Source organism: Halochromatium roseum, from assembly GCF_016653315.1.
GTDB classification, from domain to species: Bacteria; Pseudomonadota; Gammaproteobacteria; order Chromatiales; family Chromatiaceae; genus Lamprobacter; species Lamprobacter roseus.
This window is the reverse complement of record NZ_NHSH01000065.1, coordinates 242,675-268,265: the sequence shown is the minus strand read 5'-3', so window position 1 is coordinate 268,265 and position 25,591 is coordinate 242,675. Positions and strand designations below refer to the sequence as shown.

The window sequence follows — 25,591 nt, the reverse complement described above, 5'->3', positions numbered from 1 at the left end:
ATGTCGTTTGAATGGATCAAGATCCCCTATGCGCTGCTGACCCTGTTCATCGTCGCCAACTATGGCTTCCTGCTGACCGCGGTGATGGCCAAGATCGCGGCCCGCGTCGGGCGCCGGCACGGCATCCCGGTCTGGCAGAACTATGTCGACCTGATCAAGAACTACGGGCTGCGCAGCTCGATCACTCATGGCGTGATGTTCTACCTCGGCCCGGTGTTCCGGCTCACGGGCGGCGTTGGTCTACTGATGTTCGTGCCGACCATCTATGGCAGCGAGATGTTCTCGAACATGTCCTTCGCCGGCGACCTGATCCTGGCGCTCTATTTCGTCTTCTTCGGCTCCTTAGGCATGGCGTTGGGTGCCGGCGAGAGCGGTCATCCGCATTCGGCGATCGGCGTCACCCGCGGGTTGTCCCAGGTGACCGCGGCCGAGCTGCCATTCGCGTTGGCCGTCTACGCGGTCGCCGTGCAATACCAGACCCTCTCGGTGACCGAGATCGTCGCCGCACAGCAGGGCGGCATCCTGCACTGGACCCTGTTCACCAATCCGCTCGCGGTGGCGGCGGCGATGCTCTCGTTCCTCGGCTCGATGATGCGCCCGCCGTTCGATGTGGTGCTGGCGCCGCAGGAGATCCCGATTGGGCCGCCGACCGAGTACCACTCGTCCTACCTGGCGCTGATGCAAACCAATCGCGCGATCTTCCCGATCGCCAAGATCGTGATCTACATGAACCTGTTCTTCGGCGGCGCGGCGAGCTGGCCGGTGTTCTTTCTCAAGGTGTTTCTGATCTATCTGGTCTCGGTCATCGTCGGCGTCGTCTTCCCGCGGTTCCGGGTCGAGCAGTCGATTCGTTGGTTCTTGATCTGGGCGGTCCCGCTTGGCGTCGCTGCGATCTTATTGGTGTAAGCCCATGAAAGACGATTTTCCAACACCGCCCGTCCGCGATGAGCTGAAGAAGCGCGTCGTCGAGACGCCCGATGGCCAAACGATCGAGATCGATCCGCTGCGGGACTATTACTGCCAGTCCGCCCCCACGGTCATGCCGGCGGCCTACAGCAAGATCGTCGAGGGCCTGTTCAACTGGGCTCGGGCCGAATCGCTCTGGATTCTCGGTTTTGGCACCGGCTGCGGGGCGATCGAGATGCGGCCGCTGATGACGCCGCGCTTCGATGCCTATCGCTATGGCATTCAATGGCGACCGACGCCTAGGCAATCGAACCTGTTCGTGATCTCGGGCTATCTGTCGGTGAAGACGCTGAAGCGGGTCATCCGCTCCTATGAGCAGATGCCGAATCCGAAATATGTCGTCGGATTGGGCTCCTGCACCATCAACGGCGGCATGTACTTCGACTCCTACAACACCATCACCCGGCTGGATCAATACCTGCCGGTGGACGTCTACATCGCCGGCTGCATGCCGCGTCCGGAGGCCTTATTGGCCGGCTTCGAGGAACTCAAGCGGATCATCCGGGCGGGCAAGGCCGAAGGTGCCAACCAGTACGCCGAGCAGTTCGACTGGTACAAGGCCAACCAGAAACGGGTGATCCACGATTGGGATATGCCGGACTACAACTGGTGAACGGCCGCGATGCGTGATCTCTACGACAGACTGACAATGGCCTTCCCGCTGGGGGAGCTGACCGAACAGCGGCCAGACCTGGCGTTCGTCACCGTCCCCAGGGAACAGCTCCGATCGCTGTTGCTGCATCTGCGGGACCAGGAGGGCTTCACCCATCTGGTGCTGCTGACCGCGGTCGACTGGCTGGAGGAGGGCCACTTCCAGCTCACCTATCTGATGAACAACCGGCGGGCTTGTCGCGACCTGGGGGTGCGGGTGATGCTGGCGCGGGACCCGGCGTCGATGGAGAGCATCCATGACCTTTGGCCGACCGCCGCCACCTACCAGCGTGAGCTGCGGGAGATGTTCGGTATCGACTTCCCGGGCAGCCCGCGTGTCGACGAAGACTTCATCCTCGAAGGCTGGATCAGAACCCCGCCGTACCGGCGCGATTTCGACACCCTGAAGTTTTCCGATGAGGTCTTCGCGCCACGCCCGGGACGCGCGTCGAGCGATCCCGCCGAGTTCATGAAGCAACAGCTCTATCCGGACAAGACCTGAGATGCTGTATCAACCGGACCGCAGTCAATACCCATCCCGGAAGCCAGACGGCAGCCTGGACATCGATCTCAGCTCGGGCAAGTATCTAAAGCTCTGGCAGGGGCCGCAGCATCCCGGCATCACCGGCAACATGTCGGTCGAGCTGACCGTCTGCGGCGACGAGGTGGTCGAGGGCAAGACCCACGTCGGCTATCTGCACCGCGGCTTCGAGAAGCTGATGGAGCGGCGCACCTTCATCCAGTGCTTCCCGATCGTCTGCCGGATCTGCGTGCCCGAGCCCGACTTCAACGAGTACTGCTACGCCGCCGCGGTCGAGGAGCTTGCCGGGCTTGAGGTCCCAGAACGGGCGCATTGGATTCGGACCCTGATCCTCGAGATGGGGCGCATCAACAGCTATCTGATGTACCTCGGCGGCCAGGCCGGTGCGCTGGGCCAAGGCGTCATCGGCCAGTGGACCACCTATGTGCGCGACCTGATGCTCGACCGCTTCGAGGAGCTGAGTGGGGCGCGCATCTATCACATGTTCATCATGCCCGGCGGGGTGCGCGACGGGCTGCCCGATGGCTTCGACCAGCGCATGGAGGAGACCCTGCGCGAGATCGAGTCCACGCTGGCCGACGTCAAGGACGTCATGTTCAACAACGCGGTGTTCAAGAAGCGCACGGTCGGGCTTGGCTATATCGATCCCGCGATCGTCGATCAATACGGCGTCACTGGCCCGACCGCCCGTGCCGCCGGTATTGCCAAGGACGTGCGCCGGGATCAGCCCTACCTGGTCTATCCCGAGCTCGATTTCGAGCCGGTGGTCGGGCAGGACTCGGATGTCTTCACGCGTGCCGATGTGCGCCGCCGCGATCTGCTGATGTCCGTCGACCTGATCCGCCAGATCCTGGCCCGGATGCCGCGCTCAGGGGCGGTGATGGCGCCGCTGCCGAACGTCTTGCATTGGAAGATCCCCTTTGGCGAGACCTACATCCGTGGCGAGTGCTCGCGGGGCGAGTATGGCTATTACCTGGTCACCGACGGCAGCGGCTATCCGCGCCGGGTCAATGTGCGCGGGCCGTCCTATACGCACGCGATGGCCTTGCTCGAGCGCTTGATCGTCAATTGCAACATCTCGGATGTCGCCGCGCTGATGGTCTCGCTGCACACCTATCCACCTGAGATCGAGCGGTAAATTGCTCAACATGGCGCTCGTGAATCACTGTTTAACCGCGGATGACGCGGATTTTCGCCGATGAATTCCAAGAGACGCATCGGTCATGAGCCAACGAAAACCGTTCGTTCCGAATCGAGGATCTGCGGCTTCATGATTTCCTGGGCTTCTATCGTTGTTTCTTTCCGGCGACCAGCCGAGACGTTGATAAGCAATCTGCGTTCATCTGCGTCATCCGCGGTTCAAACAAACCCTATGATAATCGAGATAGTCGGATGAGCCTGAGCGACGTCCTTTCTCCCTTCAGCGCCTGGAAGAACCTCTTCCGCGATCCGGTCACCATCCCTGATCCGCTCAACGATCGACCGGGTGCGCCGCGCTATCGTGGTTTCCACCAAAACGACGTCGACAAGTGCATCGGCTGCGGCACCTGCGAGGCGATCTGCCAGAACGCGGCGATCGACATGGTCGCGGTCGCCGAGATCGCGACCAAGCAAGGCGACTCCGGTCTGCGTCCGCGCATCGACTACGGACGCTGCTGCTGGTGCGCCCTCTGTGTCGACGTCTGCATGACCAGCTCGCTGAGCATGTCGAACGAGTACAAGTGGGTGGACCATGATCCAGATGCCTTCTGCTTCATCCCTGGTGTCGATCTGAAGCACTGGGACAGCGCCGAGCTTGGCTACCGGCGTCCCGAGGGCCATCGGCTGACCGGGACCGAACGGGTGCCCATGGGTGAGCTCGAGCCAGAGGCGCGCGCCGATTCCTTCGTCGAGATCGTCGCCGGCTACGACATCGAGCAGGCCAAGCTCGAGGCCGACCGCTGCGTCTCCTGCGGCCTCTGTGTCGCGACCTGCCCAACGCACATGGCGGTGCCCGAGTACATCGCTACCATCCGCGACGGCGACTACGAGCAGGGCGTGCGGTTGCTCTATCAGACCAATCCGTTCTCCAATGTCTGCGGGCGCGTCTGCACCCATCGCTGCGAGACCAGCTGCGCAGCACGGCACGAGGGCGACGCCATCGCCATCCGTTGGCTCAAGCGTCACATCATCGACCAGGTCCCGCACGACCGCATCAAACAGATTGCCGCCGAGGGCCGCGTCAGCGAGCCCAGCAGGCATCAGGTCGCGATCATTGGCGCCGGACCCGCCGGGCTCACCGCCGCCTTCGATCTGGCCAAGGCCGGTCATGGCGTGACGGTCTTTGAGGCACTGCCTGCCCCGGGTGGCATGATGCGCTATGGCATCCCGGAATACCGGCTGCCTTACGACAAGCTCGACGAGGATGTCGACGTGATCCGCTCGATGGGCGTCGAGATCCGTTGCAACACCCAGGTTGGCAAGGACGTCAGCATCGATCAGCTGCGCGAGCAGCACGACACCGTCCTGCTCGCCATCGGCCTGCACCAAGGCCGCTCGACGCGCATCCCCGGTAGTGAGCATCAGGATGTCGTCTCCGCCGTGGAGCTGCTGCGCCGGATTACCTTTGGCGAGCGCTTTGATGTGCCCACGACGGTCGCGGTGATCGGTGGCGGCAACGTCGCCATGGACATCGCCCGCAGCCTGGCGCGCATGCAGCGCCAGCAACATGGCCAGGTCGGCGTCACCCTGGTCGCCCTCGAGGCCGAAGACCTGATGCTTGCCGACCGCGAGGAGATCGACGAGGCGCGCGAGGAGGGTGTCGTCATCCTCCCCAGTCGCGGTCCGCGTCGGTGCCTGATCGAGCGCGACGCCGTCGCTGGGCTAGAGACCGTTCATTGCGTCTCGGTGTTCGATGACCAAGGGCGTTTCGCACCGAACTACGACGACAGCGACATCCAGATCCACGACGCGGGCCTGATCGTCGAGGCCATCGGCCAGGCCGCCGACCACGCCTTGCTCGGCGAGTCCTTGACCGAGGCCCTGGAGTGGGAGCGCAACCGCATCCGCATCGACGCCGACGGCCGCACCTCCGAGTCCTGGCTCTGGGCGGCGGGGGATGCGGTCCAGGGTCCGGACGTGATCACCGCCGTCGCCGCTGGACACCGGATCGCCGCGAGCATGATGGAGGCCTTTGCTGGCACGTCTGCCCAGACCCATTGAGTTTGCTGAACTCGTGTTGTTTTATCTGTTTTATCCGTCTGTCTCTTCGTTTGGCTCCTAGATATGGCCGCCCTAACGAATCGGGGTACGCAATAACGCCACCACTGGCGTTAAATCGTCGTACTTGGGTTCAATTTTTTCTACATCGGCGAGGGCGCCTCGGTTTGACCGTCGACCAGGCGCTGCGCCCCCTGCGCCTCTATAGGCAGAGGGCGTCGCCATCCAGGTTGCTCAGGGACGCGCGCGATCAGTCCGTCCAGTCGGAGGGATGGCGGTGAGCAGCCCGTTCTTTTGCAAGACCGCATAGACTTTACGGCTGGTCTTCGCCAGTCGCGAGAGGTCGCCAAGATTCGGCGTCTCGCCGGCCACAAGGCGCTGCTCCCAGCCGCACAGCTCGCCATCGAGGTAGTCGAGTAGTTTCAGCGAGCAGCCTTGGCAGTCGCCGTTGCAGGCTTGCGTTGCAGGTGCGTCGAAGGGGAGCGTCTCGCGCACCTGTGCGATGAGTGCATACATCGCAGTGCGGGTGTCGGGCTTCATGGACGGATTTGAGGGCCATGGTTAGGCGATGATCGGGAAGTAGAACATGGACAACCACTTAGATGGAACTCGGTCTGCTCTCGTTTGAGCTGGGCTGATGTGGTCTCAGCCTCAGCCTGAGTCTGGCAGCCAGTCGTCGTCGAGGATCTGCTCAAGTTGGTACGGGCAGTCAATGGGGAAGAGGTATCGATCGAGATCGGTCTCGATCAGGACATCGCGCGTGGCCTTGACGTAGACCTTGGCCAGCTGTTCTGGGCTCAGGAATCTGTTGAGACCTGGGGATTGTTCGAGCAGGCGTTCGATCGCTGTGCGCTGATGGTTGGTCCTGAGTATCCAGCGCTTGCCACGACGTTCCGGCTGGAACTGATGCTTGAGCAGGTGCAGCATGAGAGATCCAGCAGCGCCCGCGCTCCGTCGCAGGCACGCTAGGTGTTACTCGACCAACTCACCCTCGACCACGCTCTCAAACAGCAACTGCCCGTCGCGCGCATCGACCTCGATAGTGTCGCCGGGGGCGAACTTGCCGGCCAGGATCTGCTGCGCCAGCGGGTTCTCGAGCTGGGCGCGGATCGCGCGCTTGAGCGGGCGGGCGCCGTAGACCGGATCGAAGCCGGCCTCGCCGAGTAGGTCGAGCGCGGCATCGCTGAGGCTGAGGCCCATCTCGCGATCGGCCAGGCGCTCCTTCAGATAGCCGATCTGGATGCCGGCGATGGCCCGGATCTGTGCCTCATCCAGCGGATGGAAGACCACGATCTCATCGAGTCGGTTGATGAACTCGGGCCGGAAGGCGACGCGCACCACCTCCATCACCGCCTCCTTCATCTCGGCATACTGCGCCTCGCCGGCCTTCTGCTGGATGATGTCGGAGCCGAGGTTGGAGGTCATCACGATCACCGCGTTGCGGAAATCGACCGTGCGGCCCTGGCCATCGGTGAGCCGGCCATCGTCGAGCACCTGCAGCAGGATGTTGAACACATCCGGATGCGCCTTCTCGACCTCGTCCATCAGGATCACCGCATAGGGTCGGCGGCGGATCGCCTCGGTCAGATAGCCACCTTCCTCATAGCCGACATAGCCGGGCGGGGCGCCGATCAGCCGCGCGACCGAGTGCTTCTCCATGAACTCGGACATGTCGATGCGCACCATCGCCTCTTCGGTATCGAACATGAACTCGGCCAATGCCTTGCACAGCTCGGTCTTGCCGACGCCGGTGGGACCTAAGAACAGGAAGGAGCCGATCGGGCGGTTCGGGTCGGAGAGCCCAGCGCGGGAACGACGGATCGCATCTGAGACCGCGCGCACCGCCTCCTGCTGGCCGATCACGCGCTGCTCGATCTCGCCCTCCATCTTCAGCAGTTTGTCGCGCTCGCCCTCAAGCATCTTGCTGACCGGGATGCCGGTCCACTTGGAGACGATCTGCGCGACCTCCTCGGCGCCGACCTTGTTGCGTAGCAGCTGGTTCGCGGCGCTGCCCTCGGCCTCGGCAGCCGAAGCGAGGCGCTTCTCCAGCTCGGGGATGCGGCCATATTGCAGCTCGGACATCCGGGTCAGGTCGCCGGCGCGGCGTGCAGTCTCCATCTCAACGCGCGCGCGATCCAGCTCCTCCTTGATGTGCGCGGTGCCCTGGACCGCGGCCTTCTCGGATTTCCAGATCTCGTCCAGGTCAGAGAATTCGCGCTCGAGCTTGCCGATCTGCTCCTCAAGATCGCCGAAGCGCTTCTTCGAGGCCTCGTCGGACTCCTTCTTCAGCGCCTCGCGCTCGATCTTGAGCTGGATCAGCCGGCGGTCGAGTTTGTCCATCTCCTCCGGCATCGAGTCGATCTCCATGCGGATCTGCGAGGCGGCCTCGTCGATCAGATCGATGGCCTTGTCCGGCAGTTGGCGATCGGTGATGTAGCGATGCGAGAGGGTAGCCGCGGCGACGATCGCCGGGTCGGTGATCTCAACGGCATGGTGGACCTCGTAGCGCTCCTTGAGGCCGCGCAAGATCGCCACCGTGTCCTCGACGTTCGGTTCGTTGACCAGGACCTTCTGGAAGCGCCGCTCGAGTGCGGCGTCTTTCTCGATGTACTTGCGGTACTCATCGAGCGTGGTGGCGCCGATGCAGTGCAGCTCACCGCGTGCCAGTGCGGGCTTGAGCATGTTGCCGGCGTCCATTGCGCCCTCGGCCTTGCCAGCGCCGACCATGGTGTGCAGCTCGTCGATGAACAGCACCACATTGCCTTCCTGCTTGGCGATGTCGTTGAGCACGGCCTTGAGTCGCTCTTCGAACTCGCCACGGAACTTGGCGCCAGCGATTAGCCCGGCCATATCCAAAGCAAGCAGACGCTTGGTCTTCAGGCCCTCCGGCACCTCGCCGTTGACCATGCGCTGGGCCAGCCCCTCGACGATCGCAGTCTTGCCGACACCGGGCTCGCCGATCAGTACTGGGTTGTTCTTGGTGCGCCGCGCGAGCACCTGAATGGTGCGGCGGATCTCGTCATCGCGGCCGATCACCGGGTCGAGCTTGCCTTGTTCGGCGCGCTCGGTCATGTCGATGGTGTATTTCTCGAGCGCTTGGCGCTGCTCCTCGGCGTTCGGATCATTGACCGCCTCGCCGCCACGCAGGCTCTCGATCGCCTTTTCCAGTGCGCCTTTGCTGGCACCGGTCTCGCGCAGCAGCTTACCCAGCTCGCCCTTGTCCTCGAGCGCGGCCAGCACGAACAGCTCGGAGCTGATGTATTGATCATTGCGCGATTGGGCCAGCTTATCGGTGAGGTTCAGAAGCTTGCCCAAGGCATTGGAGACGGTGACGTCGCCACCGGCACCCGAGACTTGTGGTAGACGCTCGAGCGCCTCGCCGAGCGCCGAGCGCAGGCGATTGACGCTGACATCGGCCTGCGCCAGCAGATGGCGCACAGTGCCGCCGTCTTGATCGAGCAGGGCCACCATCAGATGCACCGGCTCGATGAATTGATGGTCACGCCCGACCGCCAGGCTTTGCGCATCGGCCAGGGCCATTTGGAACTTGCTTGTCAGCTTGTCCATTCTCATTTGCTTATCTCCGACAAACACTAGGGTTATAGCCGAATTGCGGCGGCACTAACGATAATTCAAGCAGCTGTTGGGAGGCGTTGATAAGCGCTGAGCGACCCGCTCTGAGCAGCGATCAAGGGAATTGCCAGGGCGAACCTATCGACAGCCTGCTCGCAGCCCGCGCTCAAGATTGGGCAAGTAGCGTTGCCAAGGCCCTTAGCAGATCCGTCTCGGTGATGATGCCGACGATATCGCGGCCGCCATCGGTCGATACGGGCAAGCAGCCGATCCGATCATGGCGCATGCGCTCCACCGCTGCGGCTAGATCCGCATCGGGGGTGATGGTCGTCACTGGGCTGTGCATCACCTCGCCAACCTCGGCCGGCGCCTCTTTGAAGCAGCGCGCGGCCAGCTGGAGATCGCGGCGGGTCAGGATGCCGATGACGGCACCCTCGGCGTCGACCACTGGGAGGTGGTGCAGATCGCGCTCCTCCATGATCTGGAACGCCTCTTGGTAGTCGGCGCTGGTCTGGATGGTGATTGGGGTTGCGGTCATATAGTCGCTGACGTGCATGCTGGGTCTCCTCTGGGGGTTGATGTTGTGATGTCGAGTCTAGGTCGTTGATGCAGGGGCCGTCGATGCTCGAGAGAGGCGCGTGACTGATTGTGGCGCATCTGCTGAATGCCTGCTGATGCCTGCTGAATGGATGCGTGATGGACGCTTGATGGACGCTTGATGGACGCTTGATGGACGCTTGATGTTAGCGAAGTCGCTGAGGCCATAGGGGGAGAATATGCTGTCAACGGCCTCCAGTGATGCCGCGGGATCAGGCAAGATCAGGATCAGTTCAGCGGTGTGGTGAAACGGCGATCAGGCTGACAGCGAGACAGTCTACAGACTGGGGCCTGGTCGAGGGTCGCCTAGGCTCTGCGCACGCTGGCAGATCGCCTTGGCAGTGCCGCCAAAGATGAACTGGTGCGCCGGCTGGAAGCTGTACCAGTAGGCCAGGCCCCAGACCCCGGCTGGATGCCAATAAGCCGTGATGCTGAGCTTGGTGCCACCATCGGCGCGCGGCTCCAGGTCAAACTCCAGCATCCCGGCGCCAGGTGCGCGCATGCCAAAGGCCAAGCTCAGGCGCCGTTCAGGCTCGAGGCCGATGACGCTCCAGGAGCCGATGCGATCGCCGACCCGAAGGTCGGTCGGATGGCGCCGACCGTGCTGCCCGCCCGGGCCGCCGGCGAGCCGATCGAGCAGGTCGCGCAGCTGCCAGAGGCCGTTCATGTAGTACCAGCCATCGTCGCCGCCGATCCGGGAGACGACCTCCCAGACCGCGCTCGGTGGCGCCTTGGTCTCGGCGCTGCCACCGGCGCGCTTGGCGTAATAGGCGTAATCGATGCGTTGTTGACGCACGGCAAAGGCTCCTTCGATCCAGCGGGCGACGACGGGTGCGCTCTCACGCTCGGCCGCGAACACCGCCTCGACCGCCTCGCGGAAGCCGAGCAGCTGTTGCGGGACCAAGCGCTTCAGCTCGGCGTCGTCGGCGGAAAAGTCGTGTTTGAGGCCGCCGATGAGGGCGCGGGCGATGTTGGTCGGCACCGCGGTGATGAAGCGCAGCCAATAGGCCGAAAGTTTCGGGCTCAGCACCGGCACCGGGATGATCAGCGGCGGACGACGGCCACCGACCTCGGCCAGGATGCGCATCATCTCTTGGTAGGTCAGGGTCTCTGGGCCGCCGGCATCGAAGATGCGCCCCTCGGCAGCCTCGATCTGCGGCAGTCGCACCAGGTACATCAGCAGGTTGTCGAGCGCCAGCGGCGGCGATTTGGACTGCACCCAGCGCGGTGTGATCATCAGCGGCAGGTGGTAGACCAGATCGCGCATCACCTCGAACGCCGCCGAGCCGGGGCCGACGATGATGCCGGCGCGCAGCTCGGTGACTGGCACTGAGCCGCGGCGCAGCACCTCGCCGGTGTCGCGGCGTGAGACGATGTGCTCGCTCTCGGCGTCGTCCGGGACCAGCCCACCGAGGTAGACGATGCGCTTGACCCCGGCACACTCGGCGGCGGCGGCGAAGTTGGCCGCAGCCTCCAGGTCGAGCCGACCGAAGTCTTTGCCCGCGGCCATCGAGTGGACCAAATAGTAGGCGATCTCGATACCGGTCAGTGCCTGATCCAGACTCGCCGGGTCGAGCGCGTCGGCGGCGATGCACTCGACCCCCGGCCAGCCGCGTGCCTTGAGCACGGCAGCGTTGCGACTGCTGGCGCGCACTCTGACGCCTTCATCCAAGAGCCGCGGCACCAGATGACTACCGATGTAGCCGCTGGCGCCAAAGACCAGGCAGCGCGGTGATGCATCATCGTGCCGCTTGCGCTCAGCCTGCTCGCGCCCAGCTTGCTCGCGCCCAGCTTGCTTGCGCTCAGCCTGCTCAGGTTCAGACTGCTGGCCCGCTTCGCTCCGTTCGCGCTCAATGCGCCGACCTGCTGTGCGTGGTTCACGCTCAACCTGTGGCGTTGCCTGCGAGGGGTGGTCGGCCGTTTCAGTCATCAGTGCCTCCGGATTTAGGGACCTTCCGGCGATATCTTGAATCAGTCTGTACGCTCGGCGGTCAACAGGGCTTTGGGGCCGTCAAGCAGCCGAGTACCGCCGCTCAGAGTGCGGGTCCGGTACTTGATCCTTGTGTGTCAAGCCAACTGCTGATGGCCTCCTTGACCTGGTCTGGGCATTCCTCCTGTGGCAGGTGGCCGCAGCCGGTAAGTTGGACCAAGGTGGCATTCGGCAGCGCGTCGGCGGTGGCTTGGGTATCGCTCGCTGGGACGATCTGATCGGCATCGCCGGTCAGCAGCAGCACCGGCTGCTCGATCTCCCCGAGCCGCTCAGCGATGGTCACTGGGTCAGTCAGCGAGTGCTGCAGCAAGGCACCCCAGGCGAGATCCCAGCCGGCCATCAGTCGATGCGCGCCGGTCAGCGCGCGCCGTTCTTCATCGATCTTCGTCGGGTCGGCGTAAGAGTAGTCCAGAAGTGGGCTGTTGCGGCCGAGGTAGCGTGCCAGCCCGAGCGAGACGCGTTGCATCTGCGGCAGACCGACCAGCCAATCTGGCATGATCGGTCGCTTTGAGTACACCCAAGGGGCGATCAGAATCAGTCCTGCAACGCGCTCGGGTTGAGCGAGTGCGGCCTCTAACGCAAGGGTGCCGCCCGACGAATTGCCGACCAGGATCAGCTGCTCGAGTTCCAGCGCATCGGCGAGCGCGAACAACTGCTCCAGTGCAGCGGCTTTGCTGTAGACGTCCGAAGCCTGTGCACCGTTTGGCGTCGGTTTTGCGCTGAGGCCATAGGGAAGCTGGTCGTAAGCGACGACCTGTCCGTATTGCGCGAAGAGATCGAACAGCTGGCTCCAGGTGAAGAGGTTGAAGGTAAAGCCGTGCAAGAGCATGAAGGCCGGCCCCGGCGTTTCTGCGTCGAGCCTCGTGATGAAGTGAAACTCTTGGGACTCATCAGTGCCGGTCGGCAGGGTAATGAAGCGGCTTTCCGGTGCGGCGACCAGCTCGGCATCGGTGACCCCTGGAGCCGGGCTCGGGCTGACGATGAAGGGGCCGACTAAGATCGCGAGCAGCCCTAGCAAGACGACCAGGAGCAGCAGACTTAGCAGGATGCGCAATAGCGTTCGCATAGGTAAAACAGGCGCGGCAGGCAGGGTGAATTCTGGTGTAGTTTGGGCAGGGCGGATGCTAGCACAGGCGTCTCGCCGCGCCTTGAAAACCGCCACCCCCTTGCCGCGTTATAGATCGTTGGAGATGCATGCTGGCAGCAATTCCAAATTTGAAACCATCCTGTTATCAGTGGCTGATCTGGTCTATGCCTGGCTCTCCGCGCGCATGCGCGGGGGTGTTGGCGCGTCGGGATGTGGAGAATCTGATGCGTAAAGGCTGGGGTGGGTGACGTCAATGCGATCCGCTTGCGTTTCAACGCCAGGCAAGACAGACAAGCCAGGCAATACTAGGGCGTTGGGCCGATGTTGAAGGCGATCGAGAGCCGCTGATGCGTGCTGCGGTTGATCTCGACGGAGTGCTCCAGCGCGGGTGAGAACAGCAGCATGAGGCCAGGTCGCGGCTGCACGCGGATCTCGAAGGGGGCGTCGTGGAAGAGGATGTCGCCTGAGTCTAGCGGGGCGCTGACGTAATAGACTCCGGATAACAGCTCGTCATGCTCTTCGTGACTGTGGCGGCTGGTGCTGTGACCCGGCGGCATGGCATTGATCCAGAAGCCAGTGCGGAGGGGTTGATCGGCCGTGATCGGCTCGTCGAGCCAATCGGCGCGGCCGCTGCTCAAGAAGACGCGTGCTTGCTCGAGCCCGAAGCTGAGCAGGTTCGATAGGCCGGGCAGGCGCTCGGCCTCGAGGTAGAGGTTCTCGAAACGGCCGCCGATGAAATGCGAGCGGCGCTCAAAGTCGCTGTCGCTTAGTTCGGTGAAGGCGCGCTCGAGTGGGCCGTTGATCGCTGCCGCCTGAGGATAGTCGCAGGCGGTGATGAGGCTGCTCGCTTGCATGTCGGTTTGATACTCACGTCTAGGGCGTTGCCGCCACCCGGCATCGCTCCCCCCCGGGGCTGAGCCTAGAAACGCCAGTTGAATAACCTCTAGCCTATGCTCCGCACGAGAAGGTCAGCTTGCGACCAGCTCAGAGTGCTGATGTGTTCAGATACCGATACCTGTGACGAGGCGGTCAACTGCCGTTGCTAGGATGAACCGCCTTTGATGGTAAGGCTCTGTTGCTGTGGCTGCAGCAGCGGCTACTGAGCGGCTGGAGCCGTCGGTAAGGCGCCGAACAGCCGTTCGTGCTCGCTGCGGCTGCGGGTGACGCAGTCCTCGATCGAGACGCCGAGGAACCAGTTGCCGGTGACGGCGATCTGTCCGCTGGCGAGCGCTGAGTCGAGTGCCTGAATCCGCTCCATGTGGTCGCGGCGAAGGGACGGTAGGCGGTTTCGGACCTGGGCCTTGGCGACGATGTCGTCGACGCGTGCATCAATGGCCCGGCAGGCGGCTTGCTTGCGCTCGGTCTCGCTGAGCTTGCCGCCGGGGAAGTGAAAGGCGAAGCCGCGGTAGCGATCGTCGGGCAGGAAGTCGCGCGAGACCGCGGAGAGGAAGGCGCCATCGACGCTGATCAGCCCGGCGATCTCTTCGACCTTGAGTTTCGAGCGTTCAAAGACCAACACCAGGGTGTCGATCTCGGCGACGCCGACGCCTGCGATGGCCTTGGCGGCGTCTGCTGCGGCCTCGCTGAGCAGTGTTCGCGCCACGTCAGGCGGCACCGCTAGCGTGACCCGTTCGCAGCTGAGGTGGGTGCCGTCCTGAAGCTCGATGCGAATGTCCTCGCCCTCGTTGGCCGCGCTGATGCGCTGGACCTGCGCGCCATAACGGACCTTGAGACCGGGCTGCGTGGCAATCGCGCTTGGGATATCGGCGAGGCCGCTGGGCATGGTGAAGGCGCGCAGCACATCCTTGCGCCGAGGCTTTTTTCGGAACAGGGCTTCAGCGGGGAAGTCATCAGCATCTTGACAGACCACGGAGCGGAAGGCTGGGCTGAATAATGCTTGATAATTCTTTTGGCCGAGGACCTTGCCGTAGTACTCGGCGACGGTCTTGCCCGCCTTCTTGACCCGGAACAGACCCGGTAGCGCGGTGATGAGCTCGAAGACGTGGAGCGCGGAGAGGATGCCACTGCGTTTGCCCTTCGACCACAGCTTGTAACTCTTTTTTTCCTTTGCCGTGGTCAGTTTGAGCAGGTCGATCTGCTCCATGATGCCCAGCAGATTGCCGTAGCTGTTGAAACAGGTGTGTCCGCCGGCCTCGACCCAGAAGCCGTTGAGGGCGTCGAACCGGCTGCTGTGGATGCAGCCACCGGGACGTTCGCTGGCTTCGAGCAGGAGGGTATCGACGCCGGCATGCAGTGAGTAGTGCGCGGACGCCAGTCCGCTGATGCCGCCGCCGATGACGATGTGAGCGTGGTCGGCCATGAGTCAGGATTCTCTCTAGAAGCGGTGCAATTCAGCCGCCTATCTTACGCGAGTCATTCTTGCCGTTGGGGTGGATCGGTCGGGGCCAGCTCCAAGGCGCTGAGATCGAACTTGGGAGGTGCCGGTGGTGGTGGCGCGCAGTCCTCTAAGCTGGTGGCCTCGCTCGGCGCAAGCCGCAGATGGCTGGTATCTGGCGGTGGCTGGGGCGGCGGCACTTGCTCGTCGATCGGGGTGCCCGCGGGAAGGATTTGCAGGGTTGTACTGTCGACGATCTCGGTTGCCGGATCGATTGCCGGATCGGTTGCCGGATCGATTGCCGTATTGGCTGTCGTCTTCAGGTCAGCAGTTTTGCCCTCAGCGGATGCTCGAACATCCTGATCTGCGAGTGAGGAGGGTGGCGCAGTGGCAGTGTCCATGCTGGCCGGCCCGGGCTGCCCTGGTGGCGGCTCAGGCTGTACCGGTGGCGACACGCGCTCTTCTGGCGCTGTGCTCGAGGCTGCCGGCGCCGGCTCGATATCGATCAGGGCGCCCGCGGCAGCGAAGGCGCGTTGATAACGCTCAGCGTTCTTTTGATCGATGCCGCGCTTGACTGTGATCCGCTGGCCACTGAACAGCTGATCGAGCTGTGTGCTGCTGAGCCGGAAGCGTTCCTTGAGCGCCTGCTGCGCCTGTTCAGGTAAGACGCCAGCCAGCAGGCGGCCTGAGAAGATGAGTTGATAGCGCGTTTCGGTCATTGGTCGAACAATACCGGCCATGCTGCATCCGCTCAACTCGGCAGCAACGGGTTTCTGCCTTCAAGCCGTCTGCGGCTGGTTTTGCAAGTCGACTACAGTGGTTTGGTGAGGGTGAAGGCGCCGCGGATGTCGCCAGCTGAATAGCCGCGCGCTTGATCCTCTGGATAGGCGGCGTCGATCGTGGTGGCCAACTCAGGATCGATATCGCTGCCGTGGCAGACCAGGCAGACCTCTTGGGTTGGGATCGCCATCATGTATCGATAGGCCTTCTGGCCATCGGTCTCGACCACTTCAGCGTAGCTCATGCCTTTGACCGGTTGGCCAGCTGCTTTGCGGGACTCGAACTGTTCAAGTGCCCGTGTCTCCCAAGCGTCCGGCTTGTTGCTGGCGTTGCGGGTCTTGAGGCTGGTGCGGCCGATCTGCCAGTCTGACGATTCAGAGAGGCTGGCCTCGATCGCGGGCGCTTTTTCCTGGCAGACCGCGATGGCGTTGGTTGGGCCGCCTGCTTTGATCGCGCTTACCAGCTCAGCCTGCAGGCTAGAGGCGTATTGCTGGATGAGCGCTTTGGCTTCGTCGTTGGCGCCGGATGTGGTCTCTGCGACAGAGAGTGCCGGGGCCGCGATGATCAGGGCTGCGGCGGAGTAGAGTGTCATCTTAAGCATCGAATGAGTCTCCCAAAGAAGATCCTAAGTTTCGTGGCATCTAGATCTGGCCGGGGTGGCCGGTATCCAACCACGTACAAGAGCAGACTATGGATCAGGAGGCTGGTTCAATGCGATAGAAAAGCGCAACGTCTGCGACAAACTGAACGTGAATCTCAGGCGATTCATCTTCTAGAGAGGGGCTAGAGAGGCGCTAGAGAGGCGCGGCGCCACCAGCGTTAGCGTGACTCTCACGCGATTCATTTTCCGGGGTGGCGCCGCGTCATGCGCGTTAGGCGCCGCTGCGGCCTGGAACGCTCAGGATCTCGACCTTGACCTTGGCAAGGCCCTTCTTGAGCATGCCGAGTTCGGTGGCAGCGCGACGCGAGAGGTCGATGATACGGCCCTTAACGAACGGGCCTCGATCGTTGACCTCGAGGACGACGCTGCGCCCGGATTTCGGTTCGGTCACGCGTACACGGGTGCCGAGCGGCAACGTCTTATGGGCTGCGCTGAGCTTGTTCTTGTTGTAAATCTTGCCGCTGGCAGTCTTATTGCCATGCAGGCTGTCGTGGTAATAGGAGGCAACGCCGGTCATGACCTGGCCCGGTTGGGCGGCCATCAGTGGGCTGCTGGTAACGCCGATGAGCAAAAAAAGCCCGGTGAGGAGGATCTTGCGTGTGTTCGTCATCGTTAAACCGCTGGTCTGAGGGTGCGGGGGGCGCTGGGCCTCGGGCACCTGTTGCGAATCGATGACGGCATTGTACGGGAAATCCCGAATAAGGGAAGTCCCTGATTAGGGTTTTCCCGGGTGTCTGCTATGGTTAGTCTGGCCAGACCCTCCTTGCACTCTGATAACCGTCCTGGCGATCGGTTGACTTAGGCGCGGTTGACCACGGCTTGGCGCGTGATGCTGGTGCCGACTGGCGCGGTTTTGAAGCCGCAGGCTTGGCTGATCTGGATGCCGGTGCCGACCTGGGTGATGCCTTACCCGTGGCTGTTCTAGGCCTGGCTCGGGACGCCGGCTTCGCGGCAGCGGTGGCTTGCTCAGCCGTGCTGTTGGTGGTGTCGTCGGGGGCGGTTGCCTCGTCACCGGTTTTGACTTGGCGGATGGAGGCGAGCAAGCGACGTTCGGTGCGGGTCTTGTCAGTCATCAGCAAAGATCTCAGCAATCAAGGATTGGATCTCGGTAGCGGCCTCGGAGCCGCGCCGACCGGCTTGGAAGACGGTTCGCCCTTCGAGCACACAGTGGCGATGGATAGAGCGCCGCCGCAACGCCGTGCTCGCGACCGGCAGGTCCAGCTCCGCGACGGCCTCAGGCATCAGCCGCGACAGGGTCGTGCGCGGCTCGATCTGACTCATCACGATCATCGCCTGCAGGCTCGGGTTTTCTGGCCGCACACGCTCGAGCGTGCGGGCGATATGGGTGGTTGCCCAGAGGTCCATCGGCGACGGCTGTACCGGGATCAAGGCGTGCTCGGCGAGTCGCAGCGCAGCTTCGGTTTGGGGCGCCTTGATCGACGGCGGGCAGTCGACAATCACATGGCGATGGGTCTCGCGCAGGGCTGCGATGGTTTGTTCCAGCCCATGTGCAGCGGCGACGACCGCCGGCAGCCCGGGCCGATCGCCGCCGATGAGGCGCCATTGATAGGCGGACTGCTGCGGATCAGCATCGATCACCACGACACTGCCATCAGTTAATAGACCGGCGGCCAGGTTCAGTGCGAGCGTTGTTTTGCCGGTCCCGCCCTTGTTGCCGACGACGACAATGATACTCATTGGGTGCTTGATGAGCGCCTGCTCGTTGAGGGTTTGTACTGGGTTGGTGGTGACGGCGCACGCGTTTGACAATAGGTGTAGCGGGTCACTCGGGCCGGTTGGGCGGGTCGAGATCCCCGGGCGCCGGGGTGCCACCGCCCGCTGCGGCTTCGCTGCTGGCCAGCAGGGCCTCGAGACGCGCGATCTGCTCCTGCTGTCGCGTCGCGATAGCGCTCAGCATCTTTTGCGTTGCTGGCGAGGCGACCTGCTCGCAGGCGTTTGCATAGCACTCGTGCGCGCAGCGCTCACGCCTGAGGACCAGTCGCAGTAGCTCGGCCTCGCCGATCAGATGATTGCAGGCGGTTGGCGCGTTGTCACCGAGACGCATCGCGAGCAGGTCAGGGCAGCGCCAGATCAGCTCCCAAGGCGCGATGCGTGGCAGCTGCTCGGGCGGTTTGAGACCTGGCATCGAGCTTGCTGTGGCGAGCGTCAGCTCGACGACGCGGCCCAAGATATCGGCCGCGGCCTGGTTGTGGTGTGCTTCGAGGCAAGCCTGGAGCTGTGCATAGCGGGAGGCTGAATCGTGGGTCAGCTCCAAGGCGTGGGCAAGCGCCTCGGCCGCGCTGATGGCGTTGATCTCTCGGGGTGCGTTCGCGGGGTCACTCATCAGATTCAAGCCTCCAACTCCGCTTCGATTGCATCGAGGGCAGCCTGGCGATCTGGGTTGGCACCAGCCGTCGCGCTGGTCGAGGCCTGGCTGCGGGCAACCTCGTGGAGGACGCCGAGGCCAAGGCCGTCGTCCTGCACATGGAGCTTGGTGCTGGTGCTGGCCCCTGGCGGGGTGTCGACAGCGGTCTCTGCGGTGGACAGGATGTGCTCACCGAAGGGGTGCACGGCCTGCTTCCAGCTCGACTGATCATCAGGTCGGTAGGTGCGACAGGGACTCAAGACATGGACGAAGGCGAAGCCAGGATGAAGGATCGCGCGCGCGATGAGTTCGCTCAGCCCGTGCGGATCAGCGCTGAAGCCGCGCGCAATAAAGCTGGCTCCGGACGCCAGCGCGATGGCCGCTGGTCGAAAGGCTGGGATGCCGGTGCCATGGGGTGTCAGCGCGCTCTGGGTCCAATCTGGAGGGGTGGTTGGCGAGGCCTGCCCCTTGGTCATGCCGTAGACGGCGTTGTCCATGACGATGTAGCAGAGGTCGATATCGCGTCGGCAGGCGTGTAGGAAATGATTGCCACCGATCGAGAAGCCATCGCCATCGCCACCGGTGGCGATCACGGTTAGGTCGGGTCGGGCGGCCTTCAGCCCGGTCGCCAACGGCAGTGCGCGCCCATGCAGGCCGTGGAAACCGTAGCAGTTGAGATAAGCGGGCACACGCGATGAGCAGCCGATGCCGGAGATCACCGCGATCTCATGCTTGGGGCGCTCGAGATAGGCAAGCGCCTTGGTCAACGCCGAGAGCACGCCGAAATGGCCGCATCCCGGACACCAGATCGGCTTGACGTCGGAGAGATAGTCGCGCGCGCGCAGACTGGGGATCATTGCCGGGGCCATCAGTATCCTCCTCCAACATCCGCAGCCTGGAGCGACTCGCCGGCATGCTCATCGCCACCGCCCGCTTGGTTTTCGTCGGCATCGGGTTGTGGCCGTTGCAGCCGCAGCTGAGCGATGACCTCGGCAGGGCGCAGCGGCAGCGGCCCGGGTCTCGCGAATGAGCGGGCACTGGGCGGCAGCACCCGCTCGGCGTTGAGGTAGCGGAACAGCTGGCCGGTGGCGTTGATCTCGACGACCAGCACTTGGGTGCCGGCGATCGCGCGGCTCAACTGGTCGTGCTGTAGCGGGGCCAGCAATCGCAGCCCAATGCTCTGCACCTGTGCGCCTTGCTCGCGCAACCGCGTCGTTGCCTCCTGGACCGCGCCCCAGCTCGAGCCCCAGGTCAGGAGGCTGATCATGCTGTCAGCTGGTTCATCAGCGAGCTGACCGCGGTCGATTCGAGCCCAGGCGTCGCCGTAGTCATGTGCGGTTAGCTTGTGCATGAGCTTGCTTAGCTGTTCGCGATGATCGCTGGCGCTGCTCGACGGTGTGCCCTGCGCGTTGTGCGCGAGTCCGTCAGCGGTGTATTCGAAGCCTGGAATTCCGGGTGACGGCATGGGGGAAATGCCATCGGCGCTGGGTGCGTAGCGCGCGAAGGCGTTGGCCGGTTTCGCGCTATCGATCGCGCGATCGGTCGCGCTATCGATCGCGTTATCAGTTAGCGCTTGGGCGGACGTTGCGCTGACCCCCTTACGCCCAAGCACTGGGGGGCAGCGTGGTGGCGGATCGATGACCGCATGGGTCTGCCCAAGCGCTTGATCCGATAATAGGATGGCCGCGGTCTGCAGCCGCTCGGCGAGGCGGCTGCCCCATTCGACGGTAAAGGCGCAGTCGCCGACGTCGAGCGGCGCGAGCACCAGATGCGGGGCATCGCCGTGCAGACCGTACAGGGCCTGATTCAGGTCCGCCTGCTCGGATTTGGTTGGCAATCCGGTGCTGGGGCCACCGCGGGCGACGTCGACGACCAGGATCGGGGTCTCACTGGCGACGGCCAAACCAATCCCTTCGGTCATCAGGCTGAGGCCGGGACCCGAGGTGGCTGTCACGGCGGGCACTCCGCCGAAGCTGGCGCCGATCAGCATGTTGACCGCGGCCAGCTCGTCTTCGGCCTGCAGCAATGTGCCGCCGGCACGCTCGAGTCGAGGTGCCAGCCATTCCAGCATCTCGCTTGCCGGGGTGATCGGGTAAGCGGCGATGAAGCCGACCTCGGCCCGCAGCGCGCCAAGGCCGGCTGCCGCATTGCCGCTGAGCCGCCACCGTTTTGCGGCTGCCGGTGCGGTACTCGGCTCGCGCTCGGTTTGCCCTGCCGTCGTGCCTCCATGACCAGTCGCGATGCAGGCCTTGGCCGCGTCGACGGCGGCTGGCGCCTTTTTGCCGAGGACGGCGTCGGTGGCGTCTAGCAGTGCCTGTAACGGCAGGCCCATCTCACCCCCCAAGACCCCAACCGCGATCATGTTGGCGCGACCACCGTTGTGCTCGGCGGCTCGGCGGCCGAAATCGATGGGGCGTTGCTCGGCGCCGCTGGCGGCAATGCCGCTTGGAACCGCGCCGGCTGCGTTGTCGTGGAGGACCAGGCTGTTGGCGTCAAGCGCGAGCTCGTCCTGAAACCGCTCGATGTTGCGCCAATCGAGCGCGGCGAGCAGGTCGACTCGATCGCCGATGTTGGTAACCGTGCTCGGGCCGATGCGGAGGATGGCAACCGATTCGCCGCCGCGCACCTGGGGGCCAGCGGAGCGCATCATGAGGCCGTAACGCCCGCAACGCTGGGCTGCGGCGAGGAGGATGAATCCCGCTGTCAGCGCACCGGAGCCGCCGGAGCCGCTGACGGCGACCGTGATGGATTGTTGATTATCGTTCTGCCAGATCATTCGCCTCTCCGCCGGGACATCGACCTGGCCAGCGCGGCGAGTCGATCAGGGCCGCGGGAGGCGGCCCCAGTCAAAGGATAGCGGATGGAATGCCGATTGCCCGGATTCGATCAGTTCTAATGTCCGCAGCAATCGCCTAGGCGGCCAGCTCGGCACTGCGGAAGGGCTTGAGGCGCTCGATCATGGCCTGGTGCACCTTGAGTCCGCCGGCGACGAGGTTGCAGGTCTCGAAGAACCGGTCGCCGCCGGCGAGATCGGTGACCGTGCCGCCGGCCTCAGCGACCAGTAGCGCTCCGGCCGCGAAGTCCCAGGGCGAGAGTCCGAGCTCCCAGAAGCCATCGAGCCGGCCAGCCGCGACATAGGCGAAGTCGAGCGCCGCCGAGCCTGGGCGACGGATGCCAGCGGTATCGCGGATCATGGCTGCCATCATGCTCAGGTAGGTGGTGAGATGCGACTGATCCCGAAACGGGATACCGGTTCCGATCAGAGCACCGGCGAGCCCGCGCCGGTCACTGACGCGGATGCGCCGATCATTGAGCATGGCGCCGCTGCCGCGGCTGGCGGTGAATAGCTCCTCGCGCAGCGGATCGTAGACCACGGCCTGCTCCATCAGCCCGCGATAGCGCAGACCGATCGAGATCGACCATTGCGGGAAGCCGTGCAGGTAATTGGTGGTACCGTCGAGCGGATCGATGATCCACTGGAACTCGTCGCTGCCGTCGCGGCCCTTGCTGCTGCCGCTCTCCTCCGCGAGGATGGCGTGGTTTGGGAATTTGCCGCGCAGCTCGTTGATGATGGCCGCCTCGCAGGCGCGGTCGACCTCGCTGACGAAATCGTTGCGGCCTTTTTCGTTCACCCGCAACTCGACGCCGCGCTCATAAGAGCGCACAGCGATGCGTCCAGCCTGGCGGGCGGCACGTACGGCAATATTTAACATGGCATCCATGGCGCTAACGATAATGCATCTGCGCCAGGGATAGTAGATTGACAAGTTAAGAAAAGTCTGAAGAACTGATGTGATGGACTCAAACGAGCAGAATGTACCCCGAGATTCGGTTGCGGAAAACGCTTCGGTGCCGCGGCCATCGGCCGATGGTCCAATCCTGGAGGCGGCCGCGTTGAACACCGCGGTGGGCCTGGGCGAGGCCGGGCTGAACGAGGTTGCGCGCAGCGAGACTGGCCCGCGCAAGGCTGGCCTGAGCGAGGCTGAGCGGAACGAGGCTGAGCTGAGCGAGGCACGGCCGAGCGAGATGCGGCTGAGCCGTATTCGATTCGTGCTCGTCGAGCCCAGTCTCAGCGCCAATATCGGCGCGGTTGCGCGGGCGATGAAGACCATGGGGTTGACGCAACTGGTGCTGGTGCGACCGCAGCAGGCGATCGATGCCGAGGCGTTGGCGCGCGCGGCTGGTGCGGATGATCTCTTGGCTCAGGCCCAGGTCTGCGACTCGCTGACCGAGGCGCTGAGCGGTTGTCGCCTGGTCATCGGCTCGAGCGCGCGAGCACGCTCGCTGGCTTGGCCCGAGGTGGACCCGGTCGGCTGCGCAGCACAGCTGTTGCAGGAGTCGGCGCAGGGCGAGGTGGCCTTGTTGTTGGGCCGAGAGCGTTCAGGATTGACCAACGATGAGCTCTCGCATTGCCATTTCCTAACGCGGATCGCGACCAATCCGGATTACAGTTCGCTGAATATCGCCGCTGCAGCCCAAGTCTTTGCCTATGAGCTTCGGCGCACGGCGTTGCAATGGCAGGCCGAGGCTCAGACCCTGCTGAGGGCTTCAGGCCAAGATCCGGCTCTCGAGCTGTCACGAGCCGAGAGAGACGAGAGAGACGAGAGAGACGAGAGAGACGAGAGAGACGAGAGAGCGGATCTTGCGACCGCCGATGAGATGGCCGGTTTCTACGGGCATCTGGAGCAGACGCTGGCGCAGATTGGATTCGCTGATCCAGCGCAGTCGGGCACCCTGCGCCGGCGGTTGCGCCGCCTGTTCAACCGCGCCCGCCCGGATCGGACCGAGCTGAACATCCTGCGCGGCATCCTGTCTGCGGCCGAGGGGCGCAAACGACCAGACCGGTTTCGCCGCTGATCGGTGCGCGCACGCTGAGAGCGGAACGCTAGATCGGAACGCTAGATCGGAACGCTGAAATCGAAGGAGATCGCCTGATGTTTAAGCGGCTGCGAGAAGATATCGCCTGCGTGTTCGAGCGCGATCCGGCCGCGCGCAATGCATTCGAGGTGCTAACCACCTATCCGGGGCTGCATGCGGTGATGATGCATCGCGTCTCGCACGCACTCTGGCTGCGGGGGTTCAAATGGCTCGCGCGGATGCTGTCGAATCTGGCGCGGCTGCTGACCGGGATCGAGATCCATCCCGGCGCCGAACTCGGTCGACGCTTTTTTATCGATCACGGCATGGGGGTCGTGATCGGCGAGACTGCCGTGGTCGGCGATGACTGCACCCTTTATCACGGTGTCACCCTCGGTGGCACGAGCTGGCAGAAGGGCAAGCGGCATCCAACCCTAGGGCGGGATGTGGTCGTCGGCGCTGGTGCCAAGGTGTTAGGGCCAATCGCCATCGGCGACGGTGCGCGTATCGGCTCTAATGCCGTGGTGGTGAAGCCCGTGCCGGCCGGTGGCACCGTCGTCGGTGTGCCGGGACGTGTGATCGAACATGCCGCGGATGCGGCTAGCCGTCGGCGTGCGGACACCGCTAAGCGAATGGGCTTCGATGCCTACGGTGCCACTCGTGATGCGCCAGATCCGGTTGCGAATGCGGTGAATCGGATGCTTGATCACATTCACATCATGGATCGGCGCATGGAGGCGATGTCGCGGGCGCTTGAGGAGCAGGGGATTACCCGGCATTTCGAGCATCTCGATGATCTCGACGACTGCGTGCTCGATCCGGCCGAGGTCAGTACGGAGCCCGAGAAAAATTGATGGTATTGGTCGGCTATCATAGGATGTCAGGTAGCAAGGCCAGTGAACGAGACTATCAACGGGGGAAGTCGAGGTGAGATTGACAACCAAAGGGCGCTACGCGGTGACTGCCGTGCTCGACCTAGCCATTCATCAAGGGAAGGGACCGATTGCGCTTGCGGATATCGCGCAACGTCAGGGCATTTCGCTATCTTACTTGGAGCAACTGTTTGCGAAGCTGCGTAAGCGTGGGCTGGTGATCAGCGTACGCGGTCCGGGCGGTGGCTATAACCTGGCACGCGAGGCGCGTTCCATCTACATCGCTGAGGTGATCACCGCCGTGGATGAGAACGTCGACACCACGCGTTGTGGTGGCGCTCATAACTGCAAGAGCGATGGCCCCTGCCTGACGCATGACCTCTGGATGGATCTCAGCGATCGCATCTACGGCTACCTCAATAACATTAGTCTGCAGGATCTCGTCGAGCGTGGGACCGAGGCTGACGCCGCTCGGCGAGCCAAGCGGCCCTTGGGCGCGGCGGCCGTCAAGGGCACTAAGGTCCAGCTCGATGCCCTGCACTCGGTGGATCAGGCCAACGCCTGAGTTGGCATTGGCTGAGCCGGGGTGTGACTCGGCATGCCTGATGTACATGGCGTGGCGCCACCCCGGACAATGAATGGCCTGAGATTCACGTCAACACTGCTCCCAAGGCAAGCCGCGATAACGCCAGCCGCCGATGGTTGATCGGTGATGTTGATCGTCGAGTTCGCCTTCAAAGCCTTCGTCGACGTGAAACACGTTCGGCAGCCCGGCCTCGAGCAAGGCTTTGCCGGCCTCGAGTGAACGCTTGCCGCTGCGGCAGATCAGTATCACTGAGGCGCAGCGATCGTCCGGGGTACAGACGGCACCGCCGAGTAGCCGTTTGCGGATCTCGGTCAGGAACTGCGGATTGACGGTCCAGTCCGGCTCATCGATCCAGGGTACATGCACGGCTCCGGTGGGATGGCCGACAAACAAGAACTCCATGGTCGATCGGATATCAACGAGTAAGCTCTGCGGGTCGTCTTGCAGTAGGCGCTGTGCTTGCTCAGGCGAGAGCGGGGTTGGTAGGCGTTCGCTCATCAGTGGTTCTCCAGCGGTTGGTGGTGGTTGATCT

The 25,591-nt window shown here is 63.5% G+C and carries 25 protein-coding genes; 8 read left to right on the top strand and 17 right to left on the bottom strand.

The features are described from left to right. From CCR96_RS17355 to CCR96_RS17335, 5 genes are all read left to right on the top strand, one after another. Positions 1 to 906 carry a respiratory chain complex I subunit 1 family protein gene (locus tag CCR96_RS17355; RefSeq protein ID WP_201221550.1) on the top strand — a complete coding sequence of 302 codons (906 nt, stop codon included), beginning with the start codon at positions 1 to 3 and terminating at the stop codon, positions 904 to 906. A 4-nt stretch (positions 907 to 910) separates the two neighbouring features. After that, a complete protein-coding gene (nuoB, locus tag CCR96_RS17350; RefSeq protein WP_242479592.1) occupies positions 911 to 1,579 on the top strand; it encodes an NADH-quinone oxidoreductase subunit NuoB in 669 nt (222 codons plus the stop codon). 36 nt (positions 1,580 to 1,615) lie between these two features. Further along, positions 1,616 to 2,119: an NADH-quinone oxidoreductase subunit C gene (locus CCR96_RS17345; protein ID WP_201221548.1), complete on the top strand. Its 504-nt coding sequence runs from the start codon at positions 1,616 to 1,618 to the stop codon at positions 2,117 to 2,119. A 1-nt stretch (position 2,120) separates the two neighbouring features. Next, positions 2,121 to 3,296 carry an NADH-quinone oxidoreductase subunit D gene (locus tag CCR96_RS17340; RefSeq protein ID WP_201221546.1) on the top strand — a complete coding sequence of 392 codons (1,176 nt, stop codon included), beginning with the start codon at positions 2,121 to 2,123 and terminating at the stop codon, positions 3,294 to 3,296. 254 nt (positions 3,297 to 3,550) lie between these two features. Beyond that, on the top strand, positions 3,551 to 5,359 hold the full coding sequence (locus CCR96_RS17335) for an FAD-dependent oxidoreductase (RefSeq protein ID WP_201221544.1): 1,809 nt from the start codon (positions 3,551 to 3,553) through the stop codon (positions 5,357 to 5,359). Between the two features lie 231 nt (positions 5,360 to 5,590). On the opposite strand, the gene CCR96_RS17330 is transcribed toward CCR96_RS17335, so the two are convergent. The 16 genes from CCR96_RS17330 to CCR96_RS17255 form a co-directional block, all read right to left on the bottom strand. After that, positions 5,591 to 5,896 (bottom strand): hypothetical protein, encoded by a 306-nt coding sequence (locus tag CCR96_RS17330; protein ID WP_201221542.1) that lies wholly within the window; start codon positions 5,894 to 5,896, stop codon positions 5,591 to 5,593. Positions 5,897 to 6,007: 111 nt separating this feature from the next. Next, complete coding sequence (locus CCR96_RS17325; protein WP_201221540.1) at positions 6,008 to 6,283, bottom strand: DUF29 domain-containing protein; 276 nt, start codon at positions 6,281 to 6,283, stop codon at positions 6,008 to 6,010. 45 nt (positions 6,284 to 6,328) lie between these two features. After that, positions 6,329 to 8,929 (bottom strand): ATP-dependent chaperone ClpB, encoded by a 2,601-nt coding sequence (gene clpB, locus CCR96_RS17320; protein ID WP_201221538.1) that lies wholly within the window; start codon positions 8,927 to 8,929, stop codon positions 6,329 to 6,331. A 166-nt stretch (positions 8,930 to 9,095) separates the two neighbouring features. Further along, positions 9,096 to 9,485 (bottom strand): CBS domain-containing protein, encoded by a 390-nt coding sequence (locus tag CCR96_RS17315; protein WP_201221536.1) that lies wholly within the window; start codon positions 9,483 to 9,485, stop codon positions 9,096 to 9,098. Between the two features lie 318 nt (positions 9,486 to 9,803). Then, positions 9,804 to 11,456, bottom strand: a complete 1,653-nt coding sequence (locus tag CCR96_RS17310) for an SDR family oxidoreductase (RefSeq protein ID WP_201221534.1) — start codon at positions 11,454 to 11,456, stop codon at positions 9,804 to 9,806. Positions 11,457 to 11,559: 103 nt separating this feature from the next. Continuing rightward, positions 11,560 to 12,570 carry an alpha/beta fold hydrolase gene (locus CCR96_RS17305; RefSeq protein WP_242519152.1) on the bottom strand — a complete coding sequence of 337 codons (1,011 nt, stop codon included), beginning with the start codon at positions 12,568 to 12,570 and terminating at the stop codon, positions 11,560 to 11,562. A gap of 338 nt (positions 12,571 to 12,908) precedes the next feature. Continuing rightward, positions 12,909 to 13,457 (bottom strand): putative 2OG-Fe(II) oxygenase, encoded by a 549-nt coding sequence (locus tag CCR96_RS17300; protein ID WP_201221530.1) that lies wholly within the window; start codon positions 13,455 to 13,457, stop codon positions 12,909 to 12,911. A gap of 242 nt (positions 13,458 to 13,699) precedes the next feature. After that, positions 13,700 to 14,923, bottom strand: coding sequence for a protoporphyrinogen/coproporphyrinogen oxidase (locus CCR96_RS17295; RefSeq protein ID WP_201221528.1), 1,224 nt, complete (start codon positions 14,921 to 14,923; stop codon positions 13,700 to 13,702). Between the two features lie 53 nt (positions 14,924 to 14,976). Further along, positions 14,977 to 15,678, bottom strand: a complete 702-nt coding sequence (locus CCR96_RS17290) for a hypothetical protein (protein WP_201221526.1) — start codon at positions 15,676 to 15,678, stop codon at positions 14,977 to 14,979. Between the two features lie 71 nt (positions 15,679 to 15,749). Next, a complete protein-coding gene (locus CCR96_RS17285; RefSeq protein ID WP_201221524.1) occupies positions 15,750 to 16,319 on the bottom strand; it encodes a Tll0287-like domain-containing protein in 570 nt (189 codons plus the stop codon). 271 nt (positions 16,320 to 16,590) lie between these two features. Next, positions 16,591 to 16,989 carry a septal ring lytic transglycosylase RlpA family protein gene (locus tag CCR96_RS17280; RefSeq protein ID WP_201221522.1) on the bottom strand — a complete coding sequence of 133 codons (399 nt, stop codon included), beginning with the start codon at positions 16,987 to 16,989 and terminating at the stop codon, positions 16,591 to 16,593. Between the two features lie 455 nt (positions 16,990 to 17,444). Next, on the bottom strand, positions 17,445 to 18,077 hold the full coding sequence (gene parA / locus CCR96_RS17275) for a ParA family partition ATPase (protein WP_201221520.1): 633 nt from the start codon (positions 18,075 to 18,077) through the stop codon (positions 17,445 to 17,447). Positions 18,078 to 18,162: 85 nt separating this feature from the next. Then, positions 18,163 to 18,723 (bottom strand): hypothetical protein, encoded by a 561-nt coding sequence (locus CCR96_RS17270; RefSeq protein ID WP_201221518.1) that lies wholly within the window; start codon positions 18,721 to 18,723, stop codon positions 18,163 to 18,165. Between the two features lie 5 nt (positions 18,724 to 18,728). Further along, complete coding sequence (locus CCR96_RS17265; RefSeq protein ID WP_201221516.1) at positions 18,729 to 19,613, bottom strand: 2-oxoacid:ferredoxin oxidoreductase subunit beta; 885 nt, start codon at positions 19,611 to 19,613, stop codon at positions 18,729 to 18,731. After that, positions 19,613 to 21,520 (bottom strand): 2-oxoacid:acceptor oxidoreductase family protein, encoded by a 1,908-nt coding sequence (locus tag CCR96_RS17260; protein ID WP_201221514.1) that lies wholly within the window; start codon positions 21,518 to 21,520, stop codon positions 19,613 to 19,615. Before CCR96_RS17260 ends, CCR96_RS17265 begins: the two co-directional genes overlap by 1 nt. Positions 21,521 to 21,656: 136 nt before the next feature. Next, a complete protein-coding gene (locus tag CCR96_RS17255) occupies positions 21,657 to 22,466 on the bottom strand; it encodes an inositol monophosphatase family protein (RefSeq protein WP_201221512.1) in 810 nt (269 codons plus the stop codon). A gap of 73 nt (positions 22,467 to 22,539) precedes the next feature. Here CCR96_RS17255 and CCR96_RS17250 point away from each other — a divergent pair, with 73 nt between their 5' ends. From CCR96_RS17250 to iscR, 3 genes are all read left to right on the top strand, one after another. Further along, on the top strand, positions 22,540 to 23,601 hold the full coding sequence (locus tag CCR96_RS17250; protein WP_338035903.1) for an RNA methyltransferase: 1,062 nt from the start codon (positions 22,540 to 22,542) through the stop codon (positions 23,599 to 23,601). 77 nt (positions 23,602 to 23,678) lie between these two features. Next, positions 23,679 to 24,455, top strand: coding sequence for a serine O-acetyltransferase (gene cysE, locus CCR96_RS17245; protein WP_201221510.1), 777 nt, complete (start codon positions 23,679 to 23,681; stop codon positions 24,453 to 24,455). A 73-nt stretch (positions 24,456 to 24,528) separates the two neighbouring features. Continuing rightward, on the top strand, positions 24,529 to 25,038 hold the full coding sequence (gene iscR / locus CCR96_RS17240; RefSeq protein ID WP_201221509.1) for a Fe-S cluster assembly transcriptional regulator IscR: 510 nt from the start codon (positions 24,529 to 24,531) through the stop codon (positions 25,036 to 25,038). Positions 25,039 to 25,128: 90 nt separating this feature from the next. Here iscR and CCR96_RS17235 read toward each other — a convergent pair whose 3' ends face one another. Next, positions 25,129 to 25,557: a rhodanese-like domain-containing protein gene (locus tag CCR96_RS17235; RefSeq protein WP_201221507.1), complete on the bottom strand. Its 429-nt coding sequence runs from the start codon at positions 25,555 to 25,557 to the stop codon at positions 25,129 to 25,131. Positions 25,558 to 25,591 lie beyond the last annotated feature (34 nt).